This window comes from Microvirgula aerodenitrificans DSM 15089 (assembly GCF_000620105.1).
Lineage (GTDB): Bacteria > Pseudomonadota > Gammaproteobacteria > Burkholderiales > Aquaspirillaceae > Microvirgula > Microvirgula aerodenitrificans.
Map to the genome: position 1 here is coordinate 14,321 of NZ_JHVK01000026.1, position 26,771 is coordinate 41,091.

The following is a 26,771-nucleotide window of genomic DNA, read 5'->3' on the forward strand; positions in this document are numbered from 1 at the left end:
GCTATAAAAACAGTGATGTCGACATTGTAACCGTCGTACCCCCCGCCCCGGTCATCCCTGTCGGCAAATCGCCGTGGGCGCGGTGCGACGACTTCCCCGCACGGCCATTACAGTGAAAGAAGTACCATGAACGAAAACCTGATTGTCGAACGTCTTGGCCGGACCGCCATCCTGACGCTGAACCATCCGCCGGTAAACGCGCTGACGGTCGCCACCCTGACCGAGCTGCGCCGGCAGGTGGACATTCTGAATGATGATCCCGAGGTCCGGGCGCTGGTGCTGACCGGCGCAGGCGACCAGTTCTTCTCGCCGGGTGCGGACATTGAGCTGTTCCACGCCCCCCGCTCCGGCCATGGCAAGGCCGAGGCCCTGCTGCAGGCACTGAACGACGCGGCACTGGCGCTGGTGCAGTTCAACGGACTGACCCTGGCGGCGCTGAACGGCTACGCGCTGGGCGGCGGCCTGTCGCTGGCCATGGCCTGCGATGTGCGCATTGCCGAGCGCCAGATCGAACTCGGCCTGCCCGAAGGCCGCCTCGGCCTGCCCCCTTGCGGCGGCAGCACCTGCCGCCTGCCGCAACTGGTCGGCGATGGCTGGGCGCGGCGGATGGCACTGACCGGTGAAGCCTTGCGTGCCGAACGCGCGCTGCGCATCGGTCTGGTCGATGAGTGTGTCGATGCCGGCTTTGCCAAGATTGTCGCCATTTCGGTGGCTGACCAGGCCAGCCACACCGGCCCGGCCGCGGCCAGGGCGGCCAAGACCCTGCTGCAGGCCGAGCGCCTGCCGGCGCTGCGCGCCGCCATGGAGGCGGAGCTGGCAGCGGCGCGGGCACGCATCGATTCGGCAGAGCAGCAGGAAGGGGCGCAGGCGTTCTTCGAGCGCCGTGCCCCGGGCTGGCAGCAGTAGTTCAGACGTCCGGCGCGGCGGCGGTGCCGCGCGCCAGTGCCAGGCACACGGCATCCGCCACTTCTTCGAGGTCGAAGACCCCGGCCAGCGCCGCCCGTTCCGGTGCTCCGACTGCGGCGCTGGTGCCCGGATAGTCCGGGCTGCGGCCCTGCCGCTGCAGTTCGGCCTGGATTGCCGCCAGGACCAGCGCCGCGATCCGTTCCCGTTCCCCGTCCATATGCCCTCCCCGTTCTCTTCAGCCGAAGCTCGACAGCAGATGCCAGGCGGTCGCGCACATGATCACGCCGACCATCGAGTCCAGCACCCGCCAGCTGAACGGCCGCGCAAACAGCAGCGCCAGCCGGCCGGCGAAAAATCCCAGCCCGCCGAACCAGCACACGGCCGTGGTGACGCACCCCAGCCAGTATGAAGGCAGCGCCTCGCTGAAACGGCTCGACACCGCGCCCATCAGCACCACGGTATCGAGGTAGACGTACGGATTCAGCAGCGTGAACGCCATGGCGGCGAGGATGGCGCCGCGCCGCGTGGTCTGCACACTGCCACCGGTCTGCAGCGAGCTGGCTTTCATCGCCGAGCGGAACGAGCGGAAACCGTACAGCGCCAGGAACGCCGCCCCGCCCCAGGTGGCGATGCGGATCAGCATCGGCTGGCTGCTGATAAAGGCGCCCAGCCCGGCCACGCCCAGCGTGATCAGCAGGATGTCGCACAGGATGCATACCGTGACGATGGCCACGATCTGTGCCCGGGCGATGCCCTGCTTGAGGACGAAGGTATTCTGCGGACCGATCGCGACCAGCAGGCCCAGTGCGATGGTCAGCCCGGAAAAGAAGGCCGGAAAGTGGAACGACATGGATGACACAGCCAAACGACAAATGAATTGACGCTTATTCTATGTCAAAGCCCGGTTTCAGGGCACCAGCCTGGCGCGCGCCTCGGCCACCAGCGCACCGGAAAACCGCGCCAGCCGCGGCGCCTGCAGTGCCCAGCAGTGCCAGTGCAGCGTCACCTGCGGCGGTACGTCCGGCAGCAGGTCGACCAGCTCGCCGCTGGCCAGCAGGCTGGCCACCTGCAGCTCCGGCGTCAGTCCGTAGCCGATGCCGGCGCATACCACATCGAGCAGGCTGGGTACCGAGGGCACGATCGAGTGCGGGAAATCACCGGGGCCGATGCCGTAGCGCGATTCAAGAAAGCCGAGGTGCATGGTATCGCGGCGGTTGAAGATGACCGCCGGCGCCCGGGTAAACTGACGGCGGTCGACACCGTCGGCGAAATAGCGCGCAGCAAAGTCCGGGGTGGCGATGCAGCGGTAGCGCATCACCCCCAGCCGCTCGCTGACGCAACCGGTCGGCGGGGTATCGGCGCTGGTCACGCAGCCGATCACGTCGCCGTTTTTCAGCAATGACAGCGTGTGCCCCTCGTCATCCAGCGTCATCTGCATCAGCAGCCGCTCGCGCAGCACGACATCGGTGACCGCGTCGAGAAACCAGCTCGCCAGCGAGTCGGCATTGACCGCGATCGGCAGCGTCATCCAGCCGTCGCCGGCCTCTTCGGTCAGTTCGCTTTCCAGTTCCCCTTCCAGCACGCCGACCTGGCGTACATGGCGCAGCAGCCGGTGCCCGGCGGCGGTGGCCCGCACCGGGGTGCTGCGCACCAGCAGCATCTGGCCGAAGCGCTCTTCCAGCTGGCGGATGCGCTGCGACACCGCCGACGGCGTGATGCACAGCACGCGCGCCGCCTTCTCGAAACTGCCTTCCGCCAGCACGGCCTGCAGCGCGTCCAGCAATTTGTAATCCAGCATCCTGAATTTTTCTAACGAAGATGTAGAACAATGAATTTTACTTCATACCATGAGAAAAGATACCGTAGTGGCAATCGAACTGCTTGTTACAGGACTTCATCATGATTCCCAACTGGATGCCGGCCATCGAGGGCTTTGCCATCGGCCTGAGCATGATCATCCCCATCGGCGCGCAGAATGCCTTTGTGCTGTCCAACGGCATTCGTCGCCGTCACCGGCTGCCGATTGCCCTGTCCTGCGCGGTCTCCGACATGCTGCTGATCGGTCTTGGCGTCGCCGGGGCTGGTGCCCTGATCTCGTCGCATCCGCTGCTGGTCGACATTGCCCGCTGGGGCGGCGTGGCCTTTCTGCTCTGGTACGGGCTGGCGACACTGAAGCGCGCCTGGCAGGGCGAGTCGATGCGGCTGGAAGGCGATGACGGCCGCACGCTGGGCATGGTGCTGCTGACCACGCTGGCCGTGACCTGGCTGAACCCGCACGTGTATCTGGATACGGTGGTGCTGCTCGGCGGGCTGGCCGCGCAACAGCCGGACCACAGCCGTTACCTGTTCGGTGCCGGCGCCATCAGCGCGTCATTCGTCTGGTTCTTCTCGCTCGCCTACGGCGCCCGGCTGCTGGCCCCGCTGTTCACTCGCCCGGCGGCATGGCGGGTGCTCGATCTGGCGGTGGCCACGATCATGTTCGCGCTGGCGGCAAGACTGGTTCTGGGCTGAAACGACGCTACTTGACCGCGCTGACTGCGTCCAGCGGCAGGAACTGCAGCAGCGGCGCGCCGAGCAGACCCTGCACGTAATTGATGAAACCGCGCCGGGTGGACTCGTCGGCCAGTTCGGCCAGCAGTTCCAGCCGGCCGATGACCCGGCCGAACTCGCGCTCGAACGACAGGTTGCTGCCGGCCAAGCCGATTTCGTTCGACAGCAGCAGCGGCTTGCCGTCGGGACCGGTCCGGTTCGACAGCATCCATACCGCCACCTGCACATTGAACGAGGCATTGGCGACCCGCTGCGCGTCGAGACCGTTGACCAGGTACAGCGAGCGCCGGCCACCGTACAGCTCGGTCAGCATCGTGCCGAGGCCGTAGATCAGCGCACCGGCACGGTCGCCGCCATAGCCGGCATCGAATGCGCGCAGCAAGGCACCGACCGAGCGCGCCTGACCGAGCGCGGGCAACGGCTGGCCGTCGCGCACCGCCGTCATCACCGCGCGGACGGCGGCCTCGCGGCTGGCGGCGCCGCTTTTCTTCCACTCGGCCGGATTGCGCCGGTACAGCTTGTCGAGCAGCAGTGCCAGACTGTCCAGATTGTCGCGCATGACCAGGTTGGCGACCCGGTTCGCATCGCTCTGCGCCACTTCCCCGACCGAAAACCGGTCCCCGTTGACCGGTTTCTGTACCGGGGCGCCGGCACAGGCGACCAGCAGCAGCGACATCAGCGCGGCGAGCGGTCGCCGGGGCGGCATGGCCGGCCTCACAGGCCGCCGGTGACCAGGTCTTCCCGCGTCAGCAGGAACACGAAGCCGTCACCGCCCGAGGTGTCGAGCCAGGTGAAGGTCAGGGCCGGGTACAACGCTTCCAGGACATCGCGGTTATGGCCGATTTCGACCACCAGCACCCCGAACGGGTTCAGGAAATGCGTTGCCTGTTCAAGAATGGCCCGGGTCGCATCGAGGCCGTCCTCGCCGGAGCCGAGCGCCAGTTCCGGTTCTTTCAGATACTCATCCGGCAGCGCGGCCACCGATTCGGCATCGACATACGGCGGGTTCGACACGATCAGGTCATAGCGGTTGCCGGCCACGCCGGCCCACAGATCGCTCTCGATCGGCGTGACCCGCTGTTCCAGCCCGTAGCGTTCGATATTCAGCGTGGCCACGTCGAGCGCGTCGGTCGACAGGTCGACGGCATCGACCTCGGCATCCGGATACGCATCGGCCAGCAGGATGGCCAGGCAGCCGGAGCCGGTGCACAGGTCGAGGGCGCGATGGACCAGTTCCGGATGCTCGATCCACGGCGACAGGCCGTCCGGCAGCAGTTCGGCGATAAACGAGCGCGGCACGATGACCCGCTCGTCGATATAGAAGTCGTGCCCGGCCAGCCACGCTTCGCGGGTCAGGTAGGCAGCCGGCACGCGTTCACTCACCCGCCGTTCGAGAATGTCGAGCGCATCGTTGAGCTCGGACGGCAGCAGCCGGGCATCGAGCAGGGCATCGAAGCGGTCGATCGGCAGGTGCAGCGTGTGCGCAATCAGGTAGGCCGCCTCGTCCCAGGCGTTATCGGTGCCGTGGCCGAAAAACAGCCCGGCCTCGGTAAAGCGCGACATGGCGAAACGCAGCAGGTCGCGCGGGGTCTTCAGGTGTTGGCGGGCAATATCGAACATGGGGGGTCCTGTTGTGGGGCGGGCGGGGTTCAGGCGTCGCCGACATCGTCCAGGTCGATGTCGCGCAGGGCCTTCCGGATCACGCCGAGGTCGAATCCACGCCCGGCCAGAAAGCGGATCTGCCGGGCCTTTTCCTGCAGGTTTTCCGGTAGCGTACCGAATTTCTTCAGCCACAGCGCGCGGGCGCGCGCGACTTCGCTGTCCCCGATGCCGTCCAGCGCGTCGCGGATGGTGTCGTCATCGACCCCGCGCGACGCCAGATCATGCCGCAGGCGACGCGCGCCATGCTGGGTGACCTTGCTGTTGACCCAGGCTTCGGCAAAGCGGGCGTCGGACAGATGGCGGATTTCGGTCAGTTCGTCCAGCAGCGCATCGAGCTGCGCTTCACTGTCGGCGTGCGGCGCCAGTTTCCTGCGCAGCTCGGCGCGGGACATTTCCCGGCGGGACAGCAGCGCATAGGCGCGGGATTTCAGCGAGGGTTCGGACATGGCGGCTATGGCATCGGGCGGCGCCCGCCGCGGGCGGGCCATGGAAACAAAGCGCCACGAGGATTGCGCCTCGTGGCGTCGTCAGACTGGCGACAGCGGCGGCGCACCAGGGCGCCGGCCGGTGTCAGGCGTCGCTGTCTTCCGACAGGGCCGCTTCAGCCCGCTCTTCGTCCGTCGGGGCGAAGGCAGGTGCCGCACTCGCGCCGATGCCGACGGCGGTACGGATCTTCTGCTCGATCTCGCGGGCAATGGTCGGGTTTTCCTTCAGCCATTCGCGCGAATTGTCCTTGCCCTGGCCGATCTTGGAGCCGTTGTAGCTGTACCAGGCGCCGGACTTCTCGACGAACTTGTGCTCGACGCCGAGTTCGATGATCTCGCCCTCGCGCGAAATGCCCTCGCCGTACAGGATGTCGAACGAAGCCTGGCGGAACGGCGGGCTGACCTTGTTCTTCACCACCTTGACGCGGGTTTCGTTGCCGACGATCTCGTCGCCCTTCTTGATACCGCCGGTACGGCGGATATCGAGACGCACGGACGCGTAGAACTTCAGCGCATTGCCGCCGGTAGTGGTTTCCGGGTTGCCGAACATCACGCCGATCTTCATGCGGATCTGGTTGATGAAGATCACCAGGGTGTTGGTGCGCTTGATGTTGCCGGTCAGCTTGCGCAGCGCCTGGCTCATCAGTCGCGCCTGCAGGCCGACGTGGCTGTCGCCCATCTCGCCTTCGATTTCGGCCTTCGGCACCAGCGCGGCGACCGAGTCGACGACGATGATGTCGACGCCGCCGGAACGCACCAGCATGTCGCAGATTTCCAGCGCCTGCTCACCGGTGTCCGGCTGCGAGATCAGCAGGTCATCGACCTTGACGCCGAGCTTGTTGGCGTAGGACGGGTCCAGCGCGTTTTCGGCATCGATATAGGCGCAGGTGCCGCCCAGCTTTTGTGCTTCGGCCACCACCTGCAGACACAGCGTGGTCTTGCCGGACGATTCCGGACCGTAGATTTCGACCACGCGGCCGCGCGGCAGGCCGCCAACGCCAAGCGCCAGGTCAAGACCGAGCGAACCGGTGGAAATGACCTGAATGTTGTCGGTCACCTGGGTTTCGTTCATGCGCATGATCGAACCCTTGCCGAACTGCTTCTCGATCTGGGCGAGCGCAGCGGACAGGGCTTTTTGCTTGTCGTTATCGGCCATTTCGGCGAGTCTCCAATGAGTCGGTTTAGTCGGGACGGATTATCGCATAGCCACCACCCGGCACGGAAAAAACCGGGGGGGGGGAACAATGCATGACGGCGACCGTCGCCGGTCGCCGTCCGGATGAAAACGGAACGCTTACGCGAGCCAGTCCGGCTTGCGCTTGTCGAGGAAGGCCGACAGCCCTTCCTTGCCCTCGGCACTGGAGCGGACATCGGCGATGCGGTTGGTGGTCATCTCGATCAGCGTGCCGTCGATCGGCTGCGCATAGACATCCGCCACCAGTCGCTTGGCCGCCGTCATCGCCGCCGGGCCGTTGTGCAGCACCTGCTCGACGAACAGTCCGATCGTGCTGTCGAGCTCGTCGCGCTCGACCACCTTGTGCACCAGCCCCAGGCGTTGCGCCTTGCCGGCGTTGAAGCGTTCGGCGGTCATGAAATAGCGTCGCGCCGCGCTGGCGCCGATCGAGCGCACGATATACGGCGAGATGACCGACGGGATCAGGCCGAGTTTGACCTCGGAGAAGCAGAACAGGGCATCGGACACCGCCACGGCGATGTCGCAGCAGGCGATCAGCCCGGTACCGCCGCCGAAGGCCGAGCCCTGCACGCGGGCAATGGTCGGCATGCGCAGCGTATCCAGCCGCTGCATCAGCGCAGCCAGATAGGTGGCATCGCGCAGGTTCTCGTCCCGCGAGTAACCGGCCATGCGACGCATCCAGTTGATGTCGGCGCCGGCGGAGAAGCTGATGCCGGTGCCGGTCAGCACCAGCACGCGCACCGCCGGGTCGGCATCGATCTCCTCCAGCTTGGCGGTCAGCGCCTGGATCAGCGCGTCATCGAACGCGTTGTGCAGCTCCTGGCGGTCCAGCGCCAGCGTAGCCACGCCGCGCGTATCCAGGGAGTAGAGGATGGCGTCGTTCATGAATCAGGTTTCCTTGCAATCGGGAGTCGAATGATCATTGTAGCCCCCGCCACGTTCCGTGCAGATGACAGGCGGGTGGCCGGCACGGTACGCAGCGGGAAAAACCGGCTGTTGATGCAGAATTGAGACAGCTCGGCGTGATTTCAGATGTCGTCATCCCCGAACATAGTGCACGTAGCGCCAGCCCAGGCCATCGCTCTCGCGGCGCAGGGTTTCCGATTCGGCCGGCTGCCACACCGCCGGATCGAGCGACGGGAAATGGGCATCCCCCGGATAGTCGGCATCGATTTCGGTCAGGAAGATTTCGTCAGTACGCGACAGCGCCTGCCGGTACAGCTCGGCCCCGCCGATCAGCATCGCTTCGTCGGCGCCGGTCTCCCCCGCCGCCTCGAGGGCCGCATCCAGCGACAGGACGACAGTCACGCCGTCAGCCTGCCAGTCCGGGTTGCGGGTCACCACGATATTGGTCCGCCCCGGCAGCGGTCGTCCGATGGACTCGAAGGTCTTGCGGCCCATGATCACCGGCTTGCCGAGCGTGACGCGTTTGAAATGCGCCAGGTCTTCCGGCAGGTGCCACGGCAGCCGGTTGTCGAGCCCGATCACGCCGTTGCGCGCACGCGCCGCCACCATGGCCAGACGGGGGGCGCTCATACGGCGACCTCGGCCTTGATGTGCGGATGCGGGTCGTAGTCGACCAGCTCGATATCGTCGAAGGTAAACGCGAACAAGTCTTTCACCTCGGGGTTCAGACGCAGGGTGGGCAGCGGACGTGGTTCGCGCGACAGCTGCAGTTCGGCCTGCGGCAGGTGGTTCAGATAGAGGTGGGCATCGCCCAGCGTGTGGATGAATTCGCCTGCTTGCAGCCCGCACACCTGCGCCACCATCAGCGTCAGCAGCGCATAGCTGGCGATATTGAACGGAACGCCCAGAAAGATGTCGGCCGAACGCTGGTACAACTGGCACGACAGCTTGCCGTCCGCCACGTAGAACTGGAACAGCGCGTGGCATGGCGGCAAGGCCATGTCGTCGACCAGTGCCGGGTTCCATGCACTGACGATCAGTCGCCGGCTGTCCGGGTTGCGCCGGATCTGCTCGACCACATTGGCGATCTGGTCGATATGGCGGCCATCCGGCGCCGGCCAGCTGCGCCACTGGTAGCCATAGACCGGACCGAGGTCGCCGTTCTCGTCGGCCCACTCGTCCCAGATGCGCACGCCGTTCTGCTGCAGGTAGGCAATATTCGTATCCCCACGCAAGAACCATAGCAGCTCATGAATGATAGAGCGCAGGTGAAGTTTCTTGGTGGTGACCATCGGGAAACCGGCGGCGAGGTCGTAACGCATCTGCCAGCCGAACACCGAGCGCGTGCCGGTGCCGGTGCGGTCGGTCTTGAGGTTGCCGTGTTCAAGGACATGGCGCATCAGATCGAGATAAGGCTTCATGGCTCACTGCCCAGCGGAAAACCGGTTACTGTAGCCGGCCTGCGGCCATCACGCCATCCCCTGCAGACAGGAGAGATGTTGTTACCCCCTGCCCGGCCTGGATGCAGCCAGAGTGCTGATAAAATTTAAGATCATTCCTACATATTTTCTGGATTTGACACATTAATGTTTGCTTAACCCCTCACCATCGCCAGGAAATATCCTGACCCTTGCGTGATACAATTCGCGCTCACATTCATTTACAAAACCTTGACCAACGATTGCCATGGCGGAAGACAGCGGTCTCGAACGCACAGAAGATGCGACACCCAAGCGACAGCAGCAGGCCCGCACCGAAGGGCAGGTTCCGCGGTCAAAGGAGCTGGGTACGTTCGCCATCACCATGACGGCCGTGGCCATGCTGATCGCCTATGGGAATTCGCTGTACCAGCAGATGCGGCTGGTGCTGAGCAAGGCGCTGACCTTCGATCAGCCGACGCTGGCCGAACCCGACATCATGACGCGCCGGCTGCATGACCTTGGGCTGGATGCACTGATCGCCATCATGCCGATTTTCGGGGCCCTGATGATTGTCGCCGTGGTCGCCCCGCTGCTGATGGGCGGCTGGAACCTGAGCTGGCAGGCACTCGAGCCCAAGTTCTCGAAGATGAACCCGTTCAGCGGCATCAAACGCATGTTTTCGCCGAACAGCCTGGTCGAGGGCGGCAAGGCGATCCTGAAGAGCATGCTGATCGGCGGCGTCGCCACCTGGGTGATCTGGAACGAACGTGCCGAGATCATCGGTCTGGTCAAGCTGTCGATGGACCAGAGTCTGACCCGGACCATCGAGCTGACCCAGCACACGCTGCTGATCGTTGCCGGCGCGCTGGTGCTGCTGGTCGTCGTCGATGTGCCGTTCCAGATCTGGCAGTATCACAAGAATTTGCGCATGACCAAGGAAGAGGTCAAGCAGGAAATGAAGGAAAGCGAAGGCAGTCCCGAGGTCAAGGGCCGCATTCGCCAGTTGCAGCGCGAGGCTGCGCGCCGCCGGATGATGAGCGAGATTCCGAACGCCAGCGTCGTCGTCACCAACCCGACCCACTACGCAGTGGCCCTGCAGTACGCGGACGGCATGCGCGCACCGCGCATTCTGGCCAAGGGCACGCTGAAACTGGCAGAGAAGATCATCGAGCAGGCACGCGAGCACAACATCACCATCATGCGGGCGCCGCCGTTTGCCCGCGCGCTGTACCACAACGCCGAGATCGGCGACGAAATCCCGTCCGCGCTGTACACCGCCGCGGCGCAGGTGCTGGCCTATGTATTCCAGCTGAAGAACTACCAGTCGAATGGCGGCATCGCGCCGCTGTATCCGGAATCGCTGCCCGTGCCGACCGAGCTCGACCCGGAAAGCAAGAAAAAAGCGAATGAAGCCCCCGCCGACACTTCGCCGCATGAGGAGCCTCGCGCGTAATGAATTTTTCCCTGCTGCTCCAGCGTTTCAACCTGAACGTCGCGGCGCTGGCCGGTCCGGTCCTGATCCTGCTCATCCTGGCGATGATGATCCTGCCGTTGCCGACAGTGGTCCTCGACGTGTTTTTCACCTTCAACATCGCCGTGTCGATCATCGTGCTGATGGTCGGCCTGCAGATCAAGAAGCCGCTGGAGTTCTCCGCCTTCCCGGCCATCCTGCTGGTCACCACCCTGCTGCGGCTGTCGCTGAACGTCGCGTCGAGCCGCGTGATCCTGATGGAAGGTCACAACGGCGCTGACGCGGCCGGCAAGGTCATCGAGGCCTTCAGTCACTTCCTGGTCGGCGGCAACTACGCGATCGGCATCGTGGTGTTCGTCATCCTGACCATCATCAACTTCGTGGTCATCACCAAGGGGGCCGGGCGGATTGCGGAAGTGAGCGCCCGCTTCACCCTCGACGCGATGCCCGGCAAGCAGATGGCCATCGACGCCGACCTCAATGCCGGCCTGATCGGCGAGGACGACGCCCGCCGCCGCCGGCAGGAGATCACCGAGGAAGCGAACTTCTTCGGCTCGATGGACGGCGCGAGCAAGTTCGTGCGCGGCGATGCCATCGCCGGCATCCTGATCATGCTGATCAACATCATCGGCGGGCTGATCGTCGGTATCGTCCAGCACGACCTGCCGGTCGGCGTCGCGGCCGAGACCTACACGCTGCTGACCATCGGTGACGGCCTGGTCGCCCAGATCCCGGCCCTGATCATCTCGACCGCCGCCGGCATCGTCGTCACCCGCGTCGGCACCGAGAAGGACCTGTCCGAGCAGTTCCTCGGCCAGCTGTTCATGAAGCCGCAGGTGCTGTACATCACTGCGGCCGTGATCGGGCTGATGGGCCTGATCCCGAACATGCCGCACTTCGCCTTCCTGCTGATCGCCGCCATTCTGGCCGGGCTGGCATGGTGGCAGGACCACCGCACCAGGGAGCTGGCTGCAGCCCAGGCGCGGGCCGAATCCGAGTCGCCGCCGCCGCCGGAAACCCCGGTGGCCGAAGTCAGCTGGAACGACGTGCAGCCGGTCGACGCTGTCGGCCTCGAGGTCGGCTACCGCCTGATTCCGCTGGTCGACCGCACCCAGGACGGCGAGCTGCTGCGCCGCATTCGCGGCATCCGCAAGAAGATGGCACAGGAAGTCGGCTTCCTGCTGCCGGCTGTGCATATCCGCGACAACCTGGAAATCCGCCCGAACGCCTACCGCATCCTGCTCAAGGGGGTCGAGGTCGGTGGCGGTGAGGCCTTTGTCGGCCAGTACCTGGCGATCAACCCGGGCCGCGTGCTCGGCGAAATCAAGGGCGTCCCGACCACCGACCCGGCCTTCGGACTGCCGGCGCTGTGGATCGAGGCGCGCCAGCGCGAGGAAGCGCAGACGTTCGGCTATACCGTGGTGGACGCCAGCACGGTGGTCGCCACCCATATTTCGAATATTCTGCAGAACCATGCCGCCGAGCTGCTCGGCCGGGAGGAAACCCAGCAACTGGTCGATCATGTCGGCAAGGAATCGCCAAAGCTGGTCGAGGAGCTGGTGCCGAAGATCATCCCGATCGGCACGCTGCAGAAAGTGCTGCAGAATCTGCTCGGCGAAGGCATCAGCATCCGCGACATGAAGAGCATACTGGAGACGCTGGCCGAACACGTGCCGCAAACCCAGGACATCGACGATCTGACCGCGGCCGTGCGCATCACGCTGTCGCGCGCCATCGTCGCCCAGCTGTTCCCCGGCATGAACGAACTGTCGGTGCTGACGCTGGATCCGCAGCTGGAGAGCATCCTGATCGGCGCCATGCAGAGCAAGGCCGGCGGCGGCCTCGAACCCGGTCTGGCGGAAACCCTGCTGCAGTCGGCGGCCCAGGAGTCCGAGCGGATCGAGCAGCAGGGGCTGAACCCGGTGCTGATCACGCCACAGGCCCTGCGCCCGGTCCTGTCCAAATTCATGCGCCGCGCCCTGCCCCAGCTCGCCGTGCTGGCCCATAATGAAATTCCCGACAGCAAGACCATTCGCGTGGTCGGCGTGGTCGGGGCACGCAGCTAGTCTCACAGTGGGATAACGCCTTATGGTCGTCAAAAAGTTTTTCGGCAAAACCACTCGTGATGCACTGCGCCAGGTGCGTGACGAGCTGGGTACCGATGCCCTGATCCTCAGCAACCGCAGCGTGCCCGGCGGCGGCATCGAAATCATGGCGGTAGCCGACGCCGACGTGAACACGCTGGCGGCTTCGCTGGCCACCAACGTCAAGCACCCGCCGCGACATGGCGGCAGTGCGGCCGCCCTGCCGCCGAAATCGGCCAAGCCGTCCCCGGTCGCCAGCGCGCTGGCGCGCACCTATGCGCTGCCGGTCGAGCCGCTGGCCGAGCCGGTGGCGCGGATCATTCCGCCCAATGAACCGGACACGTCGATCAAGCGTGTCGACTTCAGCCGCCTGATCGCCCGTGCCGAGGAGGCCGCCAATCGCGAGGAACCCGCCCGCGCCGAGCCGGCACCCCGCCCGGAACCGGCCCCGGCGGCAGAGGCAGCGCCGCGCGACAAGGCACCGGCCGAAGCGGCGCCGACCACGGTTCGCGCCGAGGCCAAGCTCGACGAGCTGGGCGACGAAATGCGCGAACTCAAGGCACTGCTGACCGCCCAGCTCGCCAGCCTGGCCTGGGCCAACCTCGAGGAATACCACCCGCGCCAGGCCGAGCTGTTCCGCCAGCTGCTTGCCGTCGGCATGAGCCCGGCACTGTGCCGCCAGCTGGTGGCCAAGCTGCCGGCGCACTTCGACGAAGCCGCCGCGCTGAAATGGGCAAAGTCGGCGCTGGCGCACAATCTGCGCGTGCTGCCGGAGGAAGAGGACATCATCGACAAGGGCGGCGTCTATGCGCTGGTCGGTCCGACCGGCGTCGGCAAGACCACCACCGTGGCCAAGCTTGCCGCCCGCGCCACCATCAAGCACGGTCCGGAATCGATCGCACTGATCTCGACCGACAGCTACCGGATCGGGGCCCAGGACCAGCTGAAACTGTATGGCCGCATCCTTGGCGTGTCGGTTTACGCCGTCGACAACGAGGCCGACCTGCACCTGACGCTGGCCGACCTCGCCCACAAGAAGCTGGTGCTGATCGACTCGGTCGGCATGGGCCAGCGCGACAACCGCGTCAGCGAACAGACGCGCATGTACGCGGCCGGCAAGCGGCCGGTGCGGCGCATCCTGCTGCTGTCGGCCAATGCCGCCGGTCATACGCTGCAGGATGTCATCACCCGCTATCAGGGCGAGGGCCTGGCCGGCTGCATCCTGTCCAAGGTCGACGAGGCGCCGACGCTCGGGGTCGGGCTGGACGTGGCAATCCGCCACCGGCTGCCGGTGCTGTACGTGACCAATGGTCAGCGGGTGCCGGAAGACCTGTACCTGTCCGATGCCAATTATCTGGTGGAACGCACGTTCCAGCCGTTGAAACAGCCGCGCGGACCGTTCTCGTACGAACCCGACGAGTACCGCATCCTGCAGGCGGCCCAGTGGGGCCAGACCGCATGACCCGCTTCGACGATCAGGCGGCCAGCCTGAGGCGACTGTCGCTCGGCAACGCGCTGTCGGCCAGCTTCGCCTTTCTCGGCGGGCGGGCGTCCGGTGTCACCACCCTGGTCGCCGAACTCGGCATCGCACTCGGCGTGACCCATGGCCGGCGGGTGCTGCTGCTCGACGGCCATGCCGGCCAGCCGCTGTTGCGCCGCTTCAACCTGTCGACGAGCGAGACGCTGGATACGGTCCTGTCGCAGCAACTGGCGCTGGATGCGGCCGTCAGCCCGCTCGGCGGCACCATCAACCTGCTCAATGGCTATGCGCGCCCGTCGGTGCTGGCCGCGCTGAGTGACGTCTCGGCCCACCGCGTGCAGAGCGAATATCTGGCCCTGACCCGCGACACCGAATTCGTGCTGATCGACGCCCCCACGCAGACGCCGCTGCTGGCGGCGGTGGCCGGCGATATCGTACTGGTGTTGTCGCCCGATCAGGACGGACTGACCGAGACGTACACTGCCGTCAAATACCTGGTCAGCGAGTTCGGCCGCCGCAAGTTCAACGTCCTGGTCAACCGTGTGCACAGTCTGGACGAGGCACAGCACTGGTTCTCCCGGCTGTCCACGGTAGCCAGCGAATACCTGCCGGTTTCGCTGCGCTGGGTCGGCTACGTGCCGGAAGACCACTGGGCCAAGCGGGCCACGGTGCTGAAGACGACGGCAGTCCAGTCGTTCGACACCAGCGAGATCGCCACCGCCGCCAACCAGCTCGCCCATGCCCTGCCACTGTGGGCCACCGGCTCCGGTGTCGCGCATGAACTGTTTTCCCGACTGTGTGATGCCGCACGGTTGCTCGAACCCGACCCGTCAGAAATCATCGTCTAGCTGTCAACTTATGAAACTTCGTCGTGCCTATCTTCCCGCAGACGCGTCGACAACCGTCGATGTGGCTACTCACGCGCCACTGGTCAGAAAGCTGGCCAGCATGATGGTCAGCCGGCTGCCGGCCAGCGTCGAGCTCGACGACCTGATCCAGGTCGGCATGATCGGCCTGCTCGAAGCGGCCCAGCAGTTCGATACCAGCCAGGGTGTGCTGTTCGAAACCTTCGCCAGCCAGCGCATACGCGGAGCCATGCTCGATGAACTGCGCCGCATCGACTGGCTGCCGCGCCAGGCGCGCCGCAACGCCAAGCAGATCGAGCAGGCGCTGACGGCACTGGAACAGGAGTTCGGCCGGGCCCCGCACGAGAGCGAGGTGGCGGAACGGCTGGAAATGAGCATCGACGAGTACCAGTCCATGCTGTACGACTGCAAGGGCCACCAGCTGGTCTACTACGAGGATTTCCGCCACGAAAGTGACGAAGGCAGCAGCACCCAGTTCATCGAGCATGTCGCCGGCCCCGAAGCGGAGACCCCGTTCGCGATGCTCGGTGACCAGCGTTTTCGCGAACACCTGGTCGCCGCCATCAAGGAGCTTCCGGAACGCGACCAGCTGGTGATGAATCTGTACTACGAGGAAGAACTGAACCTGAAGGAAATCGGCGCGGTGCTCGGCGTGACCGAGTCGCGCGTCTGCCAGCTGCACAGCCAGGCGGTATCGCGCCTGCGCGGCAAACTGCGCAGCTGGATTTGACTGCCGCTTTTTGTGGGCACCTGCGTGGTGAGTGGCGTCGGTGCAGGCCCGACTGATTCAGTTCTTCGTGCCGCATTTTTGCGAGCACCTGCACCTTTGCAGACCGTCTCGGCTTTCAGGCCGCGCGCGACAGACCGTCCGGCCATTCCGCCAGTGACGACAGCGCGACGACATCACCGACCAGCACGATGGCCGGGCTGCCCAGGCCGGCCGCCAGCGCCTGTGCCGGCAGTTGCGCCAGCGTGGTCAGCAGTTGCTGCTGGTTCGGCGTGCTCGCCGACTGCACGACGGCCACCGGTGTCGTCGCCGGCAACCCGCCGGCCATCAGTCCGTCGCGGATACGGTCCAGCCGCTTCATGCCCATGTAGATTGCCAGCGTCAGCCCGGAACGGGCCAGTGCGGCCCAGTCCGGTTCGCCGCCATCCTGGGCATGGGCTGTCACGAAGGCCACGCCACGACAGCAGTCGCGATGGGTCAGCGGCACGCCGATCGCCGTTGCCGCCAGCATGCCGGCAGTCAGCCCGTTGACCACCTCGACCTCGATGCCGGCCGCGCGTAGCCACGCCGCCTCCTCGCCGCCCCGGCCGAACAGCATTGCATCGCCGCCCTTGACCCGGGCAACGCGGCGCCCCTGGCGGGCATGGCGCAGCATCAGCCGGTTGATGAACGATTGCGGGGTGGAGCGGCAGCCGCCCCGCTTGCCGACCCGCACCAGCCGCGCGTCCGCCCTGGCCAGCGCCAGCACGTCGTCACCGACCAGGTCATCGACCAGCCACACATCGGCCTCTCCAAGCACCCGGGCGGCTTTCAGCGTCATCAGTTCGGCATCGCCGGGACCGACCCCGACCAGCCAGACTTTGCCAGCGTTCATATGAATTCCTCATGCAGATGGACGCCACGATGTCAAAAACTGCGCCAAGTGGGAAAGGCTTTGTGGCGATATGCAAAGACGGGACAGGCAGGCAAAAAAAGGGCGTCGCATCCGCTTTCCGTGACTGGCACGGCAGGCGAATGGACGCCGCTGTCAAAGTGGCCGCAGGCACCGGAGTACCCTGGCCGGATTCAACACAACCCTGAGAGCCCCGCCGCCGGGGCTCGTCAATAACAAAGCATCAAGCGTGCCAGCCAGTCCGAATGCATGAAACAACTGAAAAACAGCGCTTGCAGTCCAATATAGCCGCGATTCCCCGCACTGTCGTGTTGCATTGCACCAAAAGCAGGCACGTTTGTCGGCACACGGCACGAACGCAAGCCGGTGCCGGCAGGCTACAATCGTTGCCCCGACCCTTCGTCCAGCCAGCTGCCATGACTATCCGCATCGTTTTTCTCGACCGCGCCAGCCTGCCCGCCGCCCTGCCGGCACCGGTCGCCTCGCACGAATGGATCGACCATCCGCATACCGAACCGGTCGATACCCTTGCCCGGCTGGCCGGAGCCCGCGTCGCCGTGGTCAACAAGCATGTGCTGGACGCCGCCACGCTGGCACAGCTTCCCGACCTGAAGCTGGTCGCCGTCTGCGCGACCGGGGTCAATAATGTCGACATTGACGCCTGCCGGCGGCTCGGCATCACCGTGTGCAATGTGCGCAATTACGGCGCCGACAGCGTGGCCGAGCATGCCTTCCTGCTGCTGCTGGCGCTGAAGCGCAATCTGCTCGCCTACCGCACCGACATGCTGGCCGGGCGCTGGCAGCAGTCATCGCAGTTCTGCCTGCTGTCGGCGCCGATCACCGATCTGGCCGGCCAGCGCCTGCTGGTGGCAGGCAGCGGCGATATCGGCAGCAATCTGGCGCAGAAGGCCCGCGCCTTCGGCATGGAAGTGTTCCAGCTTGAACATCGTGGTGCCGTTTCGGTCCGCCCCGGCTATCTGTCGTTCGACGAAGGGCTGGCCAGCGCCGACGCGCTGTCGCTGCACCTGCCGCTGAATGACGGTACCCGCGGCATGATCGGTGCGGCCGAGCTGGCGCGGATGAAACCGGGCTGCGTGCTGATCAACACCGCCCGCGGCGGGCTGGTCGACGAGGCGGCGCTGGTAGCCGCGCTGCGCGATGGCCCGCTGGCCGGCGCCGGCTTTGATGTGCTGAGCGAGGAGCCGCCAGTGAACGGCAACCCGCTGCTCGATGTCGAACTGCCGAACCTGATCGTGACGCCGCACGTGGCCTGGGCCAGCGGCCGCGCGATGACGACGATGGCGCGCATGCTGGTCGACAATATCGACGCCTGGCTGGCCGGCGTGCCGCGCAATGTGGTGGCCTGAAAGGAGATGGCATGCGCCTGACGCTCGACGCACTGCAGGTGCTGGACGCGATTGACCGCAAGGGGAGCTTCGCCGCCGCCGCCGAGGAACTGAACCGGGTGCCGTCGGCGGTCACCTATGCCGTGCAGAAGCTGGAGCAGGACCTCGACGTGCTGCTGTTCGACCGCGGCGGCCATCGCGCGCGGCTGACGCCGGTCGGCCAGACCCTGCTGCGCGACGGTCGCTATCTGCTCGATGCGGCGTTTTCGCTCGAGCAGCGCGTCAAGCAGCTAGCGCGCGGCTGGGAAACCGAACTGGTCATCGCCTGCGGCGACTGGGTGCCGGTGACCCGGCTGTACCCGCTGGTCAGGGAGTTCGACGCCATCAATGCCGGCACGCGGATCAAGTTCCTGCACGAAGTCTTCGGCGGCGCCTGGGACGCGCTGATCAGCAAACGGGCCCATCTCGCCATTGGCGCTTCCGAAGCAGCCCCGACCGGCGTCTTCAGCCGGCAGATGAGCCATGCCGACTTCCTGTTCGCCGTTGCCCCCGACCATCCGCTGGCGCAGGAGGCGCAGCCGCTGCCGCCGCACGTGATCCGTCGCTTCCGCGCCGTGGTCGCCGCCGACAGCTCGCGCACTCTGGCACCACGCACCTCGGCCCTGCTGTCCGGGCAGGACACGCTGACCGTGCCGAGACTGGAAGACAAGCTGGCCGCGCAGATTGCCGGTCTAGGCGTCGGCTTCCTGCCGGCACAACTGGCGCATGATGCGCTGGAACGGGGCGACCTGGTGGAGCTGCTGCTGGAAGAACCGCTGCACAGCACGCCGATTTCCTATGCCTGGGCCGAAAAACGCCCGGCCCGTGCGCTGTCGTGGTGGCTGAAGCGACTGGCTGAACCCGATATGCCGGATCGGCTGCTGCTGCCATGAACACTCCCGGCGCGACCCTCATCGCCATCCCGGGCCAGTCAGAACGACTGGACTGGGTGCGCGAGCGACTGGACCACCAGGGTCTGGCCGCGATGCGGGTCACGGCGCCGCCGGTCGGCGACGCCACGCTGCTGATTGGCGACGCCACCGGCTGGAACTGGCTGTGTGCGGCCCCTCCCGCCTCCGGACCGCGCTGCTTTGTCGATGTCTCCGGTGACTGGTTCGGGCAGATCGCGGCCCGGGCCGCGCAGGCAGCCACCTTCCGCTGCACCTATCTGGAACTGGCCGGCCCCTGGCACCCCTGCGGTGCCACGCTCGGCTTCGGACTGGCCGTCGGCAGCGACGACCCGGCCGCCATTGATACCTGCCGTCCGCTGCTGGACGCACTGGCACCGACGGCCGGGCTGTTCGCCGTGGTCGGTCGCGCCGGCGCGGCCAGCTTCAGCTACGGCATCGCCGAAGCAGTACGCCATCTTTGGCTGAGCCAGCTCGCTCCGTGGTCAACCCTGTCACCGGAAACCCTGGACATCACCCACTGGGTGGATCGCCTGCGCCAGCACGACACCCAGCTCGAACCGCTGCTGACCGCCGCACAATGCTGGCGCAGACTGTCGCCACCGGACGAGGGCCCGCCCCCTTTTGCCGATGCGCTGGCCGACTGGCTGATTGCCTGCCTGCCGCTGGCCAGCGAGATGGATCGCCGCCTGGCCGTCTGGCTGCAACAGGCGGCGGACAGCAGCACTCAGCCGGCGTGAACCGGCGGCAGCAGCGCATCGAGCGGCAAGTCCGGCAGCCGCAGCGCCGGGTCCTGACGGTAGAAACGAACCATTTGCTCGTACACCGCCGGATAATCGCGACGCACCCAGTGCGGCGCCTCAAAGAAATATTCTGACAGGACGGCAAAGAATTCGGCCGGTGCCTCGCTGGCGTACGGGTCCAGCCAGCCATCCCGCCCGTGATCGACATCGTGGCAGAAGCGCTCATAGGCACGGCCGAAAGCATCCGACCAGTCGCGGGCATGCATGCCGGCATGCAGCGGCGGACAGCCGTTGGCAGTGCCGTCCAGCATGTCGAGTTTGTGCGCACACTCATGGATGACCACATTCCAGCCATCGAGCAGCGGCGAGTGCGCGCTGTCCGGCCACGACAGCAGCAGCGGGCCATCGCCGCGCGCCTGGCCGATCAGCTCCTGCTCGCCCTCATGCACCAGACCGAATTCGTCCCCCCAGGCTTCGCGGGTCAGGAAGGCATCCGGATAGACCACGATGGTCTGCCAGTCGCCATAACTGTCCAGATCCAGTGCCAGGATCGGCAACGCCGCCTGCATGGCAATGCACAGCGCCATGTCGTAGCTGACCGCGTAATCACCGGCACCGGCAAAATCCTTGTCAGCCAGCAGCCATGCGGTCCGCTGATACAGCGCCTGCAGCGCCGTCGCGTCCAGCCCGGCCAGCAGCGGCATCGCCGCCACCTCGCGCGCCCACCGTGCCCGGTCTATCGGCTCTCCAGCCAGTGCTTTTTTCATTCGACGCCGGCGCCAGAATCCGAATAACATCGCAATCCTCCGTATCAGACTGCGGCATTCTCGGTTGCGCCCTGCCCCCACGGCAAGGCTTCAGCGCGGATGTCCCCGGAATACCATGCCGTTCACGCTGTCCGCCCCATCCGTCACCACCCCGGCCATCGCCATCATCTGGCTTGGCGACAACCTGCTGCTGACAGACCAGCAGCTTCCCGCGCTCTCGAGCGCCCTGCCACTGACCGGCATCCGTCCCATTGGCGACTTCGATGGCCAGCCGGTCGTGACCGGTTCGCTGGTCGGCGAACCGCCACCGGGCGCCTTGTGGGTACCGTTGCGCCAGGCGTTCTCGCTGCTGGCGGATGAGTGGGCGCCGGCACTGGTCCGGGCACGACAGCTGCACCGTTTCGATCGCGAACACCGTTTCTGTTCGGTCTGCGCCCATCCGCTCGACAATCACCCTCATGACAGCGGCAAAGGGTGTCCGAGCTGTGGTGCCGCCTATTACCCGAAGCTGGCGCCGGCGATGATGGTGGTCGTGACCCGCGGCCGCGAATTGCTGCTGGCCCGCGCGCCGCACTTTCCGGCAGACATGTATTCGGCGCTGGCCGGTTTTGTCGAAGCCGGCGAAACGCTGGAAGCCTGCGTCCACCGAGAGGTGATGGAAGAAGTCGGCTTGCGCATCGGCAACCTGCGCTATGCCGGCTCGCAATCCTGGCCCTTCCCGCATTCGCTGATGCTGGCTTTTATAGCCGATTACCACAGCGGCGACATCGTGCCGCAAGAAGGGGAAATTGCCGATGCGCAGTGGTTCGCAGTGGATCGTCTGCCTGCCATCCCCGCCCGGCACAGCATTGCCCACTGGCTGATCGGTCAGGCAGTTGCCGGCATCCCGCGCTGAGCAGCGGCCAATCACAATCCCTTCATCTGGAATGGAATATTCACGGCCAGGTCGAAGCTCATCCCATAGGCATTCTGACCGCTGATATTGAACAAATACCGGACATTGAAAGTGTACTTGCTCTTGTAGGGGCGGTCATAGCGGTAGCTCAATGACGGGCGGCCGCGTGCAATCTGGTTGCCATTGGGAAGCCCCAGACAGGGGCTGACCCGGATCTCCCCCTCGGTATCGATATGCGTGATGAACACCACCTCCTCTCCGAGGCGATGGTAAAGCGTGTAGCCCGGTTTCTCCGGGGAGGTGCTCGCAGTATTCAATGAGAAAAAGATATTGCTGCCATCATAGTAGTTCAGCAACTCCAATGTACTGGCCTTATCTGTCTGCAGCGATCGTGCCACATTCCCATGCGCATCATAAAAATAATTCCGCAGATGCGTTTCATCGCCCGGTGTAATGGTCTGCAAGACCTGGACAATATTATCCTCCCCGGCATAGGAATAATTATCAACCATGGAGAGTTCGCCAATGGTGTAGCGTTTGGTAATAAGCTGGCCTTCTGCACTATAGGTAAAATCGACCACCTTTGGCACCGCCAGTCTGGCCCATGCATTTTTGTTGTCTATACGCAGCAACCTGAAATTGTTCGTGTATGAATAGGTGGATTCATTGCTGACGCCTTCTATTTCCGTCAGCAATTTTTTCATATTTCCCATCTTGTCCATGAAAAATTTTTGACTGGCTATTTTATTGCCATATTCATCAAAAAAGACCATATCCCCATGCCGGCTCCAGCTTTGCAACTGCCCGAGTCTTGTATAACGATATCTTTCAGACCAGTTGAATGTGCTCGTGGCAGAGAATTTGTTTTTCAATCGTGTCAGCAAGTGGTGGGCATCATATTCAAATTGGCACTCCAGGATCTGATCCTGTTTTTTTGTTTTCCTGGGAGTGGCCCCCACCTCAAACTGATGAAAAAACGAAACTTCGCTGACCGTATTATATCGGGCATGATAATGTCTTTTATGAATTAATGGCTTGAGATTTCCGGCAGAGGGCTGATTGCTGTACAGATAACTCTCATGCTCGATCATTCCGATATCTCCATACTGATTTCTGGAAATAACGGAAGAAGAAAGCACGGTATCATTGTACAGAAATCTGGCAGACGTCAGCTGCCCACGGGAGTTGAAACCATTAAAACGCGAGAAGGTGACAGAGGGCGCGGGTTTGATGACAGAGCCCTCCCGAAGTCCGCGCAGGGTGAGTGTGTGCGCATGACTGTATTTGTTTCTGTCTGGCAGGACACACTCTCCGCTTTCCTCGGTCAGAATCCCGAACAGATTGTAAGCATATAGTTGCCTGAACTCAAAAAAAGGCTGTCCGGTCTCTCTGTCCTGCGATATGTTTTTTGCGCTCAACAGACGCCCCGTGGCCGGATCATACGTGAATTCACGCAGCGCCATCCAGGGCGCGCCTCTTTTATCAAGCCGGACTTTCCGGCTGACAAGTTTGTCGAACAACGCATCGTATTGATATTCGATATAACGCCCGTCTTTCACGCACTGACTGCCGGGGCGAGTATAGACCGCAGAATTGGCATAGTCATACAGCGTGGTGACACCTGCCGTCGTTGTCGAGATTTCACGGTCCAGGCCATCATGGCTTTTTTCACCCACGACAACGCCATCAATGGAAATCCTGGCCACAAGGTTTCCCATGCTGTGGGCCGCGTATTCAGTCGCCTGCTTGCCACTCTCCAGGCCTGCCTGCATGATCTTCCGATCGAAATCATCATAGGCATAGCGCACCAGCTCCCTGTCCGTTTCACTGGATGAGATCATGCGAAGAAAATTGTCATACGCAAACTTCTCCGTGATGTCTGCATGGACTGCATCAACAGGGCTGAAGGTTTTACGTTGCACCAGCAAACCATATTTATCATGGAAAAAAGTTTTCCTTACCGAGCCTGGCTCATGATCAATGGCAAGCGTACTTCTGAAAACATCGGTCACGTCCATATCGTACCGATACCGGTCCACACTGTTATCGGCATGAATTTCCTTGACTATCTCGTCATAAATATTCCATTTGGAATTCTCTTCCTTGGCATATTTTTTCAGTATCGCCCCCGAATGCTCTTCCAGCAGATAATCGTACAGTGTCTTTTTTATCTGTTGACCCAGATTATTGTATTTTGATGCAGCCATCTCACGCCGAATCAGTATTTTTTTCTCACCCCCCACCATGAAAGCAATTTCTTCCTTTACAATATTCCCCAATCCGTCGTATGTATATATTTCGCTGAATTTATTAGTCGAACTCGTGATGGTTTTTTCATTGATAGCCGGAGAATAAGTCGTCGTTTCAGAAATTTCCCCGCCCTGACTCGCCTCACGGACCGAGCTTGTTTCCCGGCCAAGGCTGTCGTATTCGTAATCAGTAGTGATATCATTCTCATCTTCCACGCAGACAACATCACCGGTCGCCCCATCCAGAAAAAGAGAGCTGCTTATTTTTTTCCCATCAAACCCGGTAACCGTCCGGATTCGCTTCCAGGTTTTTTTGCTTTTATACGTCATCATCGAGTCCTGAAGCGCCGTTTTTGTATTCAGATAACGGATGATTTCCGCTCCCGTGCCATCCTTTTCCTGCACCGCCTTGCCTGAAATCACAGCGCGCAATTGCCCGACAAAGGCCGGGTCCGTTTCCTCATAACTGTAGTCTTTCTTGCAGAGCACCACTGCAGGCGGCACGGGGTTCACCGCCTGCAGTACAGAAAAAGCTTCCTGAGTGACCAGCACAAGGTCAGTTCCCGTTATCAATTTATAGGCATAGTTCCATATTTTTGTCTTTGCCCCATAACCGGACTGGCTGGACATGATGGTTCTGGATTTTACATAATTGACAAAACCATTGGGGTCCGGCGGGCAGGATCCGTCTTCGCCCGTTGCACCCTCATAATAAAGGCAATTTTCAACCAGCCCGTCCGGACCAGCTTGCCGCGTCACATTGGCATAATCATCGTATTCAAACGAATAGATCCGATCAATATTCTGCGCAGCGGCATTGCCAGGCTTGACCGTTACCCGCTCTGTTTTTTTCACTGGCAGCATGAAATACGCACATTGCGCATCAATAGCATTATCCAGTGCCAACGCATAATCGTAGTACTCCGACCTGGAGCGCTGTGCGGATTTTGGTTCCCAATCCAGGGCCGTCAGCAGGTAAAATTTGTTATGTGTCCAGATGGTTTTCCGGGCAATTTCGGCCACCTTGTCATTTTTCTCTACCGTTTCCGAACTGGAAAACGCTGTGGAAGCAGGCAATCCTTCCAGGTTATCAACACTGTCGTTCCACTCGCTTGCAACGCCTGATCCCAGATAATTTCCTTCAGTGAAGCCATAAGTGCATTCCTGGTATGTTTCATTTTTCGGCTTGCCACTCAGATACGTACGGGTCGAGACAACGGCCAGCGCATCCCCACTGAATCCACTTGGCGCAGACAGCATGCCATAGTTTATATAAGCAATGGTTTTGTACTCGACACAGGCATTGAAAAATGTAATTGCCAGATAATTGTCATTATGGATTTCATACCCCATTTTGTAAATTATAATTTCGGACATCCCCTCGGCCACCGCAACGCTATCCAGCTGCCGGACATCACTGCTCCATCGCGTCATCGCATATGAAAAAACGCCTCGTGGCGTATTGACCTGAATCTTCTCCTTTCCTGTTCCGGCAACGGGCTCCAGCACTTCAGCGGACAAGACGACGATGCCCTCATCATCAATCATCGTAAACGCACCGTTGGCGGCCCAAGTAATATCAAGCGTCTTCCCATTCGCGCCTGTGATCGTGACCACTTGGCCGTTATCTATGGCTTCCATCAAGCCATTCTTGTAGACAACAGTGTACAGGTCATTTTCTTTCATCACCTTGAACGTATTCGTTTTTTTATATTTCAGGGTTACCGTCGTATCGTCCTCTTTGTCAATTCGGTAACGGCTGCCATCCGACAACACCAGGGTTTTTACAACATTACCTTCTGTATCGTTTTCTTCGTCCACTCTGGACAGGCTTAATTCCCACCCCGTTCCAAAACCGTAGTCCTTGTTATTGAACTGATTGAAACGAAGATAGAGTTCAAAATTTGGCCCCTGTAAATCATTGGCAAACACATGCGCCAGCTTCAAATTTTGAATGTACATTAGCGTACAAGGATTTACGCCATTGATTGACCAGTCAATCAGGCTGAATACGTTGGAATAAAAAAGCATGATCACTCCGCCGAGTCAAAATGAGAGTGCAAATTTGTCCTTCAAACTGGCCATCCAGTCATTTTGCACCGACTGTGCTGAATAAGCAGAATAAGGAAACGACCCCAATGATGTCCGTCCTCCCTGCGCGTAACGATTGGCATAACTCTGCATGAAATATTTCTGGTGCGTAGAAAGGGTTGGGCTGCCCACTGCACCGGCAGCCTTTCTTGCCGGGATGGCTTTCAGTTTTTTCCCGATATGGCGCATCCCGTTTTTAAATCCCATGAAACTGACCGGTGCCATCAAAATGACAGCATTGACATCCAGCGCCAGCGTAATCAATTTAAAAACGTATGCGGCCTCAGGGTGGCTCTCTTCCAGCACAGTCGCCGTAATCTGTGCAAGCCGCGCCCCGATGAAAATCCCTCCACCCATCAAGGTCAAACCAAGAATGAATCCCCCCAGCGGAGCAGCCACAATCATCGTGACCACTGTCAGCGCAATGGCCAGAACCTGCAGGGAAATATCCCACCACTGGTCCCAGCTCACGTGGCCGGACGGGTCAGCCCGATTCACGGGGTCCCCCAGGCAATAGGCATAGGGGCTGATGCCGCCAGCGCCAAAGGGGCTCAGGCTGTCCATGGTCAGAAATCGCTGCTGGGCCGGATCGTAACTGCGTACGCCATTGCCCAGCATGTACTGCTGACTGCGTGGGCCGATCCAGTCGATACGTTCACTGCGCATGCCGATCTCCGGACGAGTATCCCCGTTCCCCGCCGGCGCCTGCAGGCCGTCGCTGTCCGGTTCGGGCTCAGGATCCGGCTCCGGTTCGCTCTCCCCCTGATAACTGTCGTTCTCGTCCTGCCCGACCACATACCACGGGCACGGCCGCTGCAGCCGGTAGTTGCCGTCGCCACGCTGGGTCAGCACCGGCTTCAATGTCGCATCCCGGTATTGCTGCGCAAACGGCAGAGGCGGCGCCTCGCGTGCCGGCCGGCTGCGGTCCACGCAGTAGCCCGGATACTGCAGCAGCGCCAGCCCGCCCGCGCTGCACTCGTCTCCCGCCGCCACCTGCCAGCGCACCGCCAGCGGTCCGCTGACCGCTTCCCCGCTTTCGTCGTAGACAAAGTCGCCGTTTTCGCTCAGCCGGTAGCCGTCTCCCGGTT

25 protein-coding genes are annotated in these 26,771 nt (G+C 62.7%); 11 read left to right on the top strand and 14 right to left on the bottom strand.

Annotated elements, in window-relative coordinates:
• Nucleotides 1-126: 126 nt before the first annotated feature.
• On the top strand, nucleotides 127-906 hold the full coding sequence (locus Q352_RS0115760) for an enoyl-CoA hydratase-related protein (RefSeq protein WP_028500169.1): 780 nt from the start codon (nucleotides 127-129) through the stop codon (nucleotides 904-906).
• A 1-nt stretch (nucleotide 907) separates the two neighbouring features.
• Here the strand turns inward: Q352_RS0115760 and Q352_RS0115765 are convergent, their stop codons facing one another.
• The 3 genes from Q352_RS0115765 to Q352_RS0115775 are packed head-to-tail and all read right to left on the bottom strand — an operon-like array spanning nucleotide 908 to nucleotide 2,704.
• Entirely contained in the window at nucleotides 908-1,123 is a 216-nt protein-coding gene (locus Q352_RS0115765) for a hypothetical protein (protein ID WP_028500170.1), read from the bottom strand.
• 18 nt (nucleotides 1,124-1,141) lie between these two features.
• Entirely contained in the window at nucleotides 1,142-1,756 is a 615-nt protein-coding gene (locus Q352_RS0115770) for a LysE/ArgO family amino acid transporter (RefSeq protein WP_028500171.1), read from the bottom strand.
• Nucleotides 1,757-1,813: 57 nt separating this feature from the next.
• Nucleotides 1,814-2,704 (bottom strand): LysR family transcriptional regulator ArgP, encoded by an 891-nt coding sequence (locus Q352_RS0115775; RefSeq protein ID WP_028500172.1) that lies wholly within the window; start codon nucleotides 2,702-2,704, stop codon nucleotides 1,814-1,816.
• A 101-nt stretch (nucleotides 2,705-2,805) separates the two neighbouring features.
• Here Q352_RS0115775 and lysE point away from each other — a divergent pair, with 101 nt between their 5' ends.
• Nucleotides 2,806-3,417 carry an L-lysine exporter gene (lysE, locus tag Q352_RS0115780; RefSeq protein WP_199489891.1) on the top strand — a complete coding sequence of 204 codons (612 nt, stop codon included), beginning with the start codon at nucleotides 2,806-2,808 and terminating at the stop codon, nucleotides 3,415-3,417.
• A gap of 7 nt (nucleotides 3,418-3,424) precedes the next feature.
• On the opposite strand, the gene Q352_RS0115785 is transcribed toward lysE, so the two are convergent.
• The 7 genes from Q352_RS0115785 to Q352_RS0115820 all read right to left on the bottom strand — a co-directional run bounded on the left by Q352_RS0115785 (nucleotide 3,425) and on the right by Q352_RS0115820 (nucleotide 9,125).
• On the bottom strand, nucleotides 3,425-4,162 hold the full coding sequence (locus Q352_RS0115785; protein ID WP_028500174.1) for a hypothetical protein: 738 nt from the start codon (nucleotides 4,160-4,162) through the stop codon (nucleotides 3,425-3,427).
• Between the two features lie 8 nt (nucleotides 4,163-4,170).
• Nucleotides 4,171-5,076: a 50S ribosomal protein L3 N(5)-glutamine methyltransferase gene (gene prmB / locus Q352_RS0115790; protein ID WP_028500175.1), complete on the bottom strand. Its 906-nt coding sequence runs from the start codon at nucleotides 5,074-5,076 to the stop codon at nucleotides 4,171-4,173.
• A 29-nt stretch (nucleotides 5,077-5,105) separates the two neighbouring features.
• The gene (gene recX, locus Q352_RS0115795) at nucleotides 5,106-5,564 is read right to left on the bottom strand and encodes a recombination regulator RecX (RefSeq protein WP_036386686.1); all 459 of its coding nucleotides are present in this window, start codon (nucleotides 5,562-5,564) and stop codon (nucleotides 5,106-5,108) included.
• Between the two features lie 124 nt (nucleotides 5,565-5,688).
• A complete protein-coding gene (recA, locus tag Q352_RS0115800; protein WP_028500177.1) occupies nucleotides 5,689-6,759 on the bottom strand; it encodes a recombinase RecA in 1,071 nt (356 codons plus the stop codon).
• 138 nt (nucleotides 6,760-6,897) lie between these two features.
• Nucleotides 6,898-7,683 carry an enoyl-CoA hydratase/isomerase family protein gene (locus Q352_RS0115805; protein ID WP_028500178.1) on the bottom strand — a complete coding sequence of 262 codons (786 nt, stop codon included), beginning with the start codon at nucleotides 7,681-7,683 and terminating at the stop codon, nucleotides 6,898-6,900.
• Between the two features lie 153 nt (nucleotides 7,684-7,836).
• Nucleotides 7,837-8,334 (bottom strand): dihydrofolate reductase, encoded by a 498-nt coding sequence (locus tag Q352_RS0115815; RefSeq protein WP_028500179.1) that lies wholly within the window; start codon nucleotides 8,332-8,334, stop codon nucleotides 7,837-7,839.
• Nucleotides 8,331-9,125 (bottom strand): thymidylate synthase, encoded by a 795-nt coding sequence (locus tag Q352_RS0115820; protein ID WP_028500180.1) that lies wholly within the window; start codon nucleotides 9,123-9,125, stop codon nucleotides 8,331-8,333. Before Q352_RS0115820 ends, Q352_RS0115815 begins: the two co-directional genes overlap by 4 nt.
• A gap of 265 nt (nucleotides 9,126-9,390) precedes the next feature.
• Here Q352_RS0115820 and flhB point away from each other — a divergent pair, with 265 nt between their 5' ends.
• Genes flhB through Q352_RS0115845 form a run of 5 tightly spaced genes read left to right on the top strand, consistent with a single transcriptional unit; the run spans nucleotide 9,391 to nucleotide 15,756 of the window.
• The gene (gene flhB / locus Q352_RS0115825; protein ID WP_028500181.1) at nucleotides 9,391-10,578 is read left to right on the top strand and encodes a flagellar biosynthesis protein FlhB; all 1,188 of its coding nucleotides are present in this window, start codon (nucleotides 9,391-9,393) and stop codon (nucleotides 10,576-10,578) included.
• The gene (gene flhA / locus Q352_RS0115830) at nucleotides 10,578-12,662 is read left to right on the top strand and encodes a flagellar biosynthesis protein FlhA (protein ID WP_028500182.1); all 2,085 of its coding nucleotides are present in this window, start codon (nucleotides 10,578-10,580) and stop codon (nucleotides 12,660-12,662) included. Before flhB ends, flhA begins: the two co-directional genes overlap by 1 nt.
• Nucleotides 12,663-12,684: 22 nt before the next feature.
• Complete coding sequence (gene flhF / locus Q352_RS0115835) at nucleotides 12,685-14,142, top strand: flagellar biosynthesis GTPase FlhF (RefSeq protein WP_028500183.1); 1,458 nt, start codon at nucleotides 12,685-12,687, stop codon at nucleotides 14,140-14,142.
• Nucleotides 14,139-15,008, top strand: coding sequence for a MinD/ParA family ATP-binding protein (locus tag Q352_RS21530; RefSeq protein ID WP_051529020.1), 870 nt, complete (start codon nucleotides 14,139-14,141; stop codon nucleotides 15,006-15,008). Before flhF ends, Q352_RS21530 begins: the two co-directional genes overlap by 4 nt.
• Before the next feature lie 10 nt (nucleotides 15,009-15,018).
• On the top strand, nucleotides 15,019-15,756 hold the full coding sequence (locus tag Q352_RS0115845; RefSeq protein ID WP_028500184.1) for an RNA polymerase sigma factor FliA: 738 nt from the start codon (nucleotides 15,019-15,021) through the stop codon (nucleotides 15,754-15,756).
• 115 nt (nucleotides 15,757-15,871) lie between these two features.
• Here Q352_RS0115845 and cobA read toward each other — a convergent pair whose 3' ends face one another.
• Entirely contained in the window at nucleotides 15,872-16,627 is a 756-nt protein-coding gene (gene cobA / locus Q352_RS0115850; RefSeq protein ID WP_028500185.1) for a uroporphyrinogen-III C-methyltransferase, read from the bottom strand.
• Between the two features lie 434 nt (nucleotides 16,628-17,061).
• Here cobA and Q352_RS0115855 point away from each other — a divergent pair, with 434 nt between their 5' ends.
• Genes Q352_RS0115855 through Q352_RS0115865 form a run of 3 tightly spaced genes read left to right on the top strand, consistent with a single transcriptional unit; the run spans nucleotide 17,062 to nucleotide 19,678 of the window.
• Entirely contained in the window at nucleotides 17,062-18,012 is a 951-nt protein-coding gene (locus Q352_RS0115855; protein WP_028500186.1) for a D-2-hydroxyacid dehydrogenase, read from the top strand.
• 11 nt (nucleotides 18,013-18,023) lie between these two features.
• A complete protein-coding gene (locus Q352_RS0115860; protein WP_028500187.1) occupies nucleotides 18,024-18,923 on the top strand; it encodes a LysR family transcriptional regulator in 900 nt (299 codons plus the stop codon).
• On the top strand, nucleotides 18,920-19,678 hold the full coding sequence (locus Q352_RS0115865; RefSeq protein ID WP_028500188.1) for a hypothetical protein: 759 nt from the start codon (nucleotides 18,920-18,922) through the stop codon (nucleotides 19,676-19,678). The genes Q352_RS0115860 and Q352_RS0115865 overlap by 4 nt, the downstream gene beginning before the upstream one ends.
• Here Q352_RS0115865 and Q352_RS21535 read toward each other — a convergent pair.
• Entirely contained in the window at nucleotides 19,666-20,448 is a 783-nt protein-coding gene (locus Q352_RS21535) for a M90 family metallopeptidase (protein WP_199489890.1), read from the bottom strand. The genes Q352_RS0115865 and Q352_RS21535 overlap by 13 nt on opposite strands.
• 115 nt (nucleotides 20,449-20,563) lie before the next feature.
• Between Q352_RS21535 and nudC the strand changes: the two genes are divergently transcribed.
• Complete coding sequence (gene nudC, locus Q352_RS0115875) at nucleotides 20,564-21,343, top strand: NAD(+) diphosphatase (RefSeq protein ID WP_028500189.1); 780 nt, start codon at nucleotides 20,564-20,566, stop codon at nucleotides 21,341-21,343.
• Nucleotides 21,344-21,354: 11 nt separating this feature from the next.
• Here the strand turns inward: nudC and Q352_RS0115880 are convergent, their stop codons facing one another.
• Both Q352_RS0115880 and Q352_RS23930 read right to left on the bottom strand, forming a co-directional pair.
• Nucleotides 21,355-25,623 carry a hypothetical protein gene (locus Q352_RS0115880; RefSeq protein ID WP_036386680.1) on the bottom strand — a complete coding sequence of 1,423 codons (4,269 nt, stop codon included), beginning with the start codon at nucleotides 25,621-25,623 and terminating at the stop codon, nucleotides 21,355-21,357.
• Between the two features lie 15 nt (nucleotides 25,624-25,638).
• Nucleotides 25,639-26,771 (bottom strand): RHS repeat-associated core domain-containing protein (locus tag Q352_RS23930; protein WP_036386682.1); only part of this gene is annotated, 1,133 nt, incomplete at its 5' end.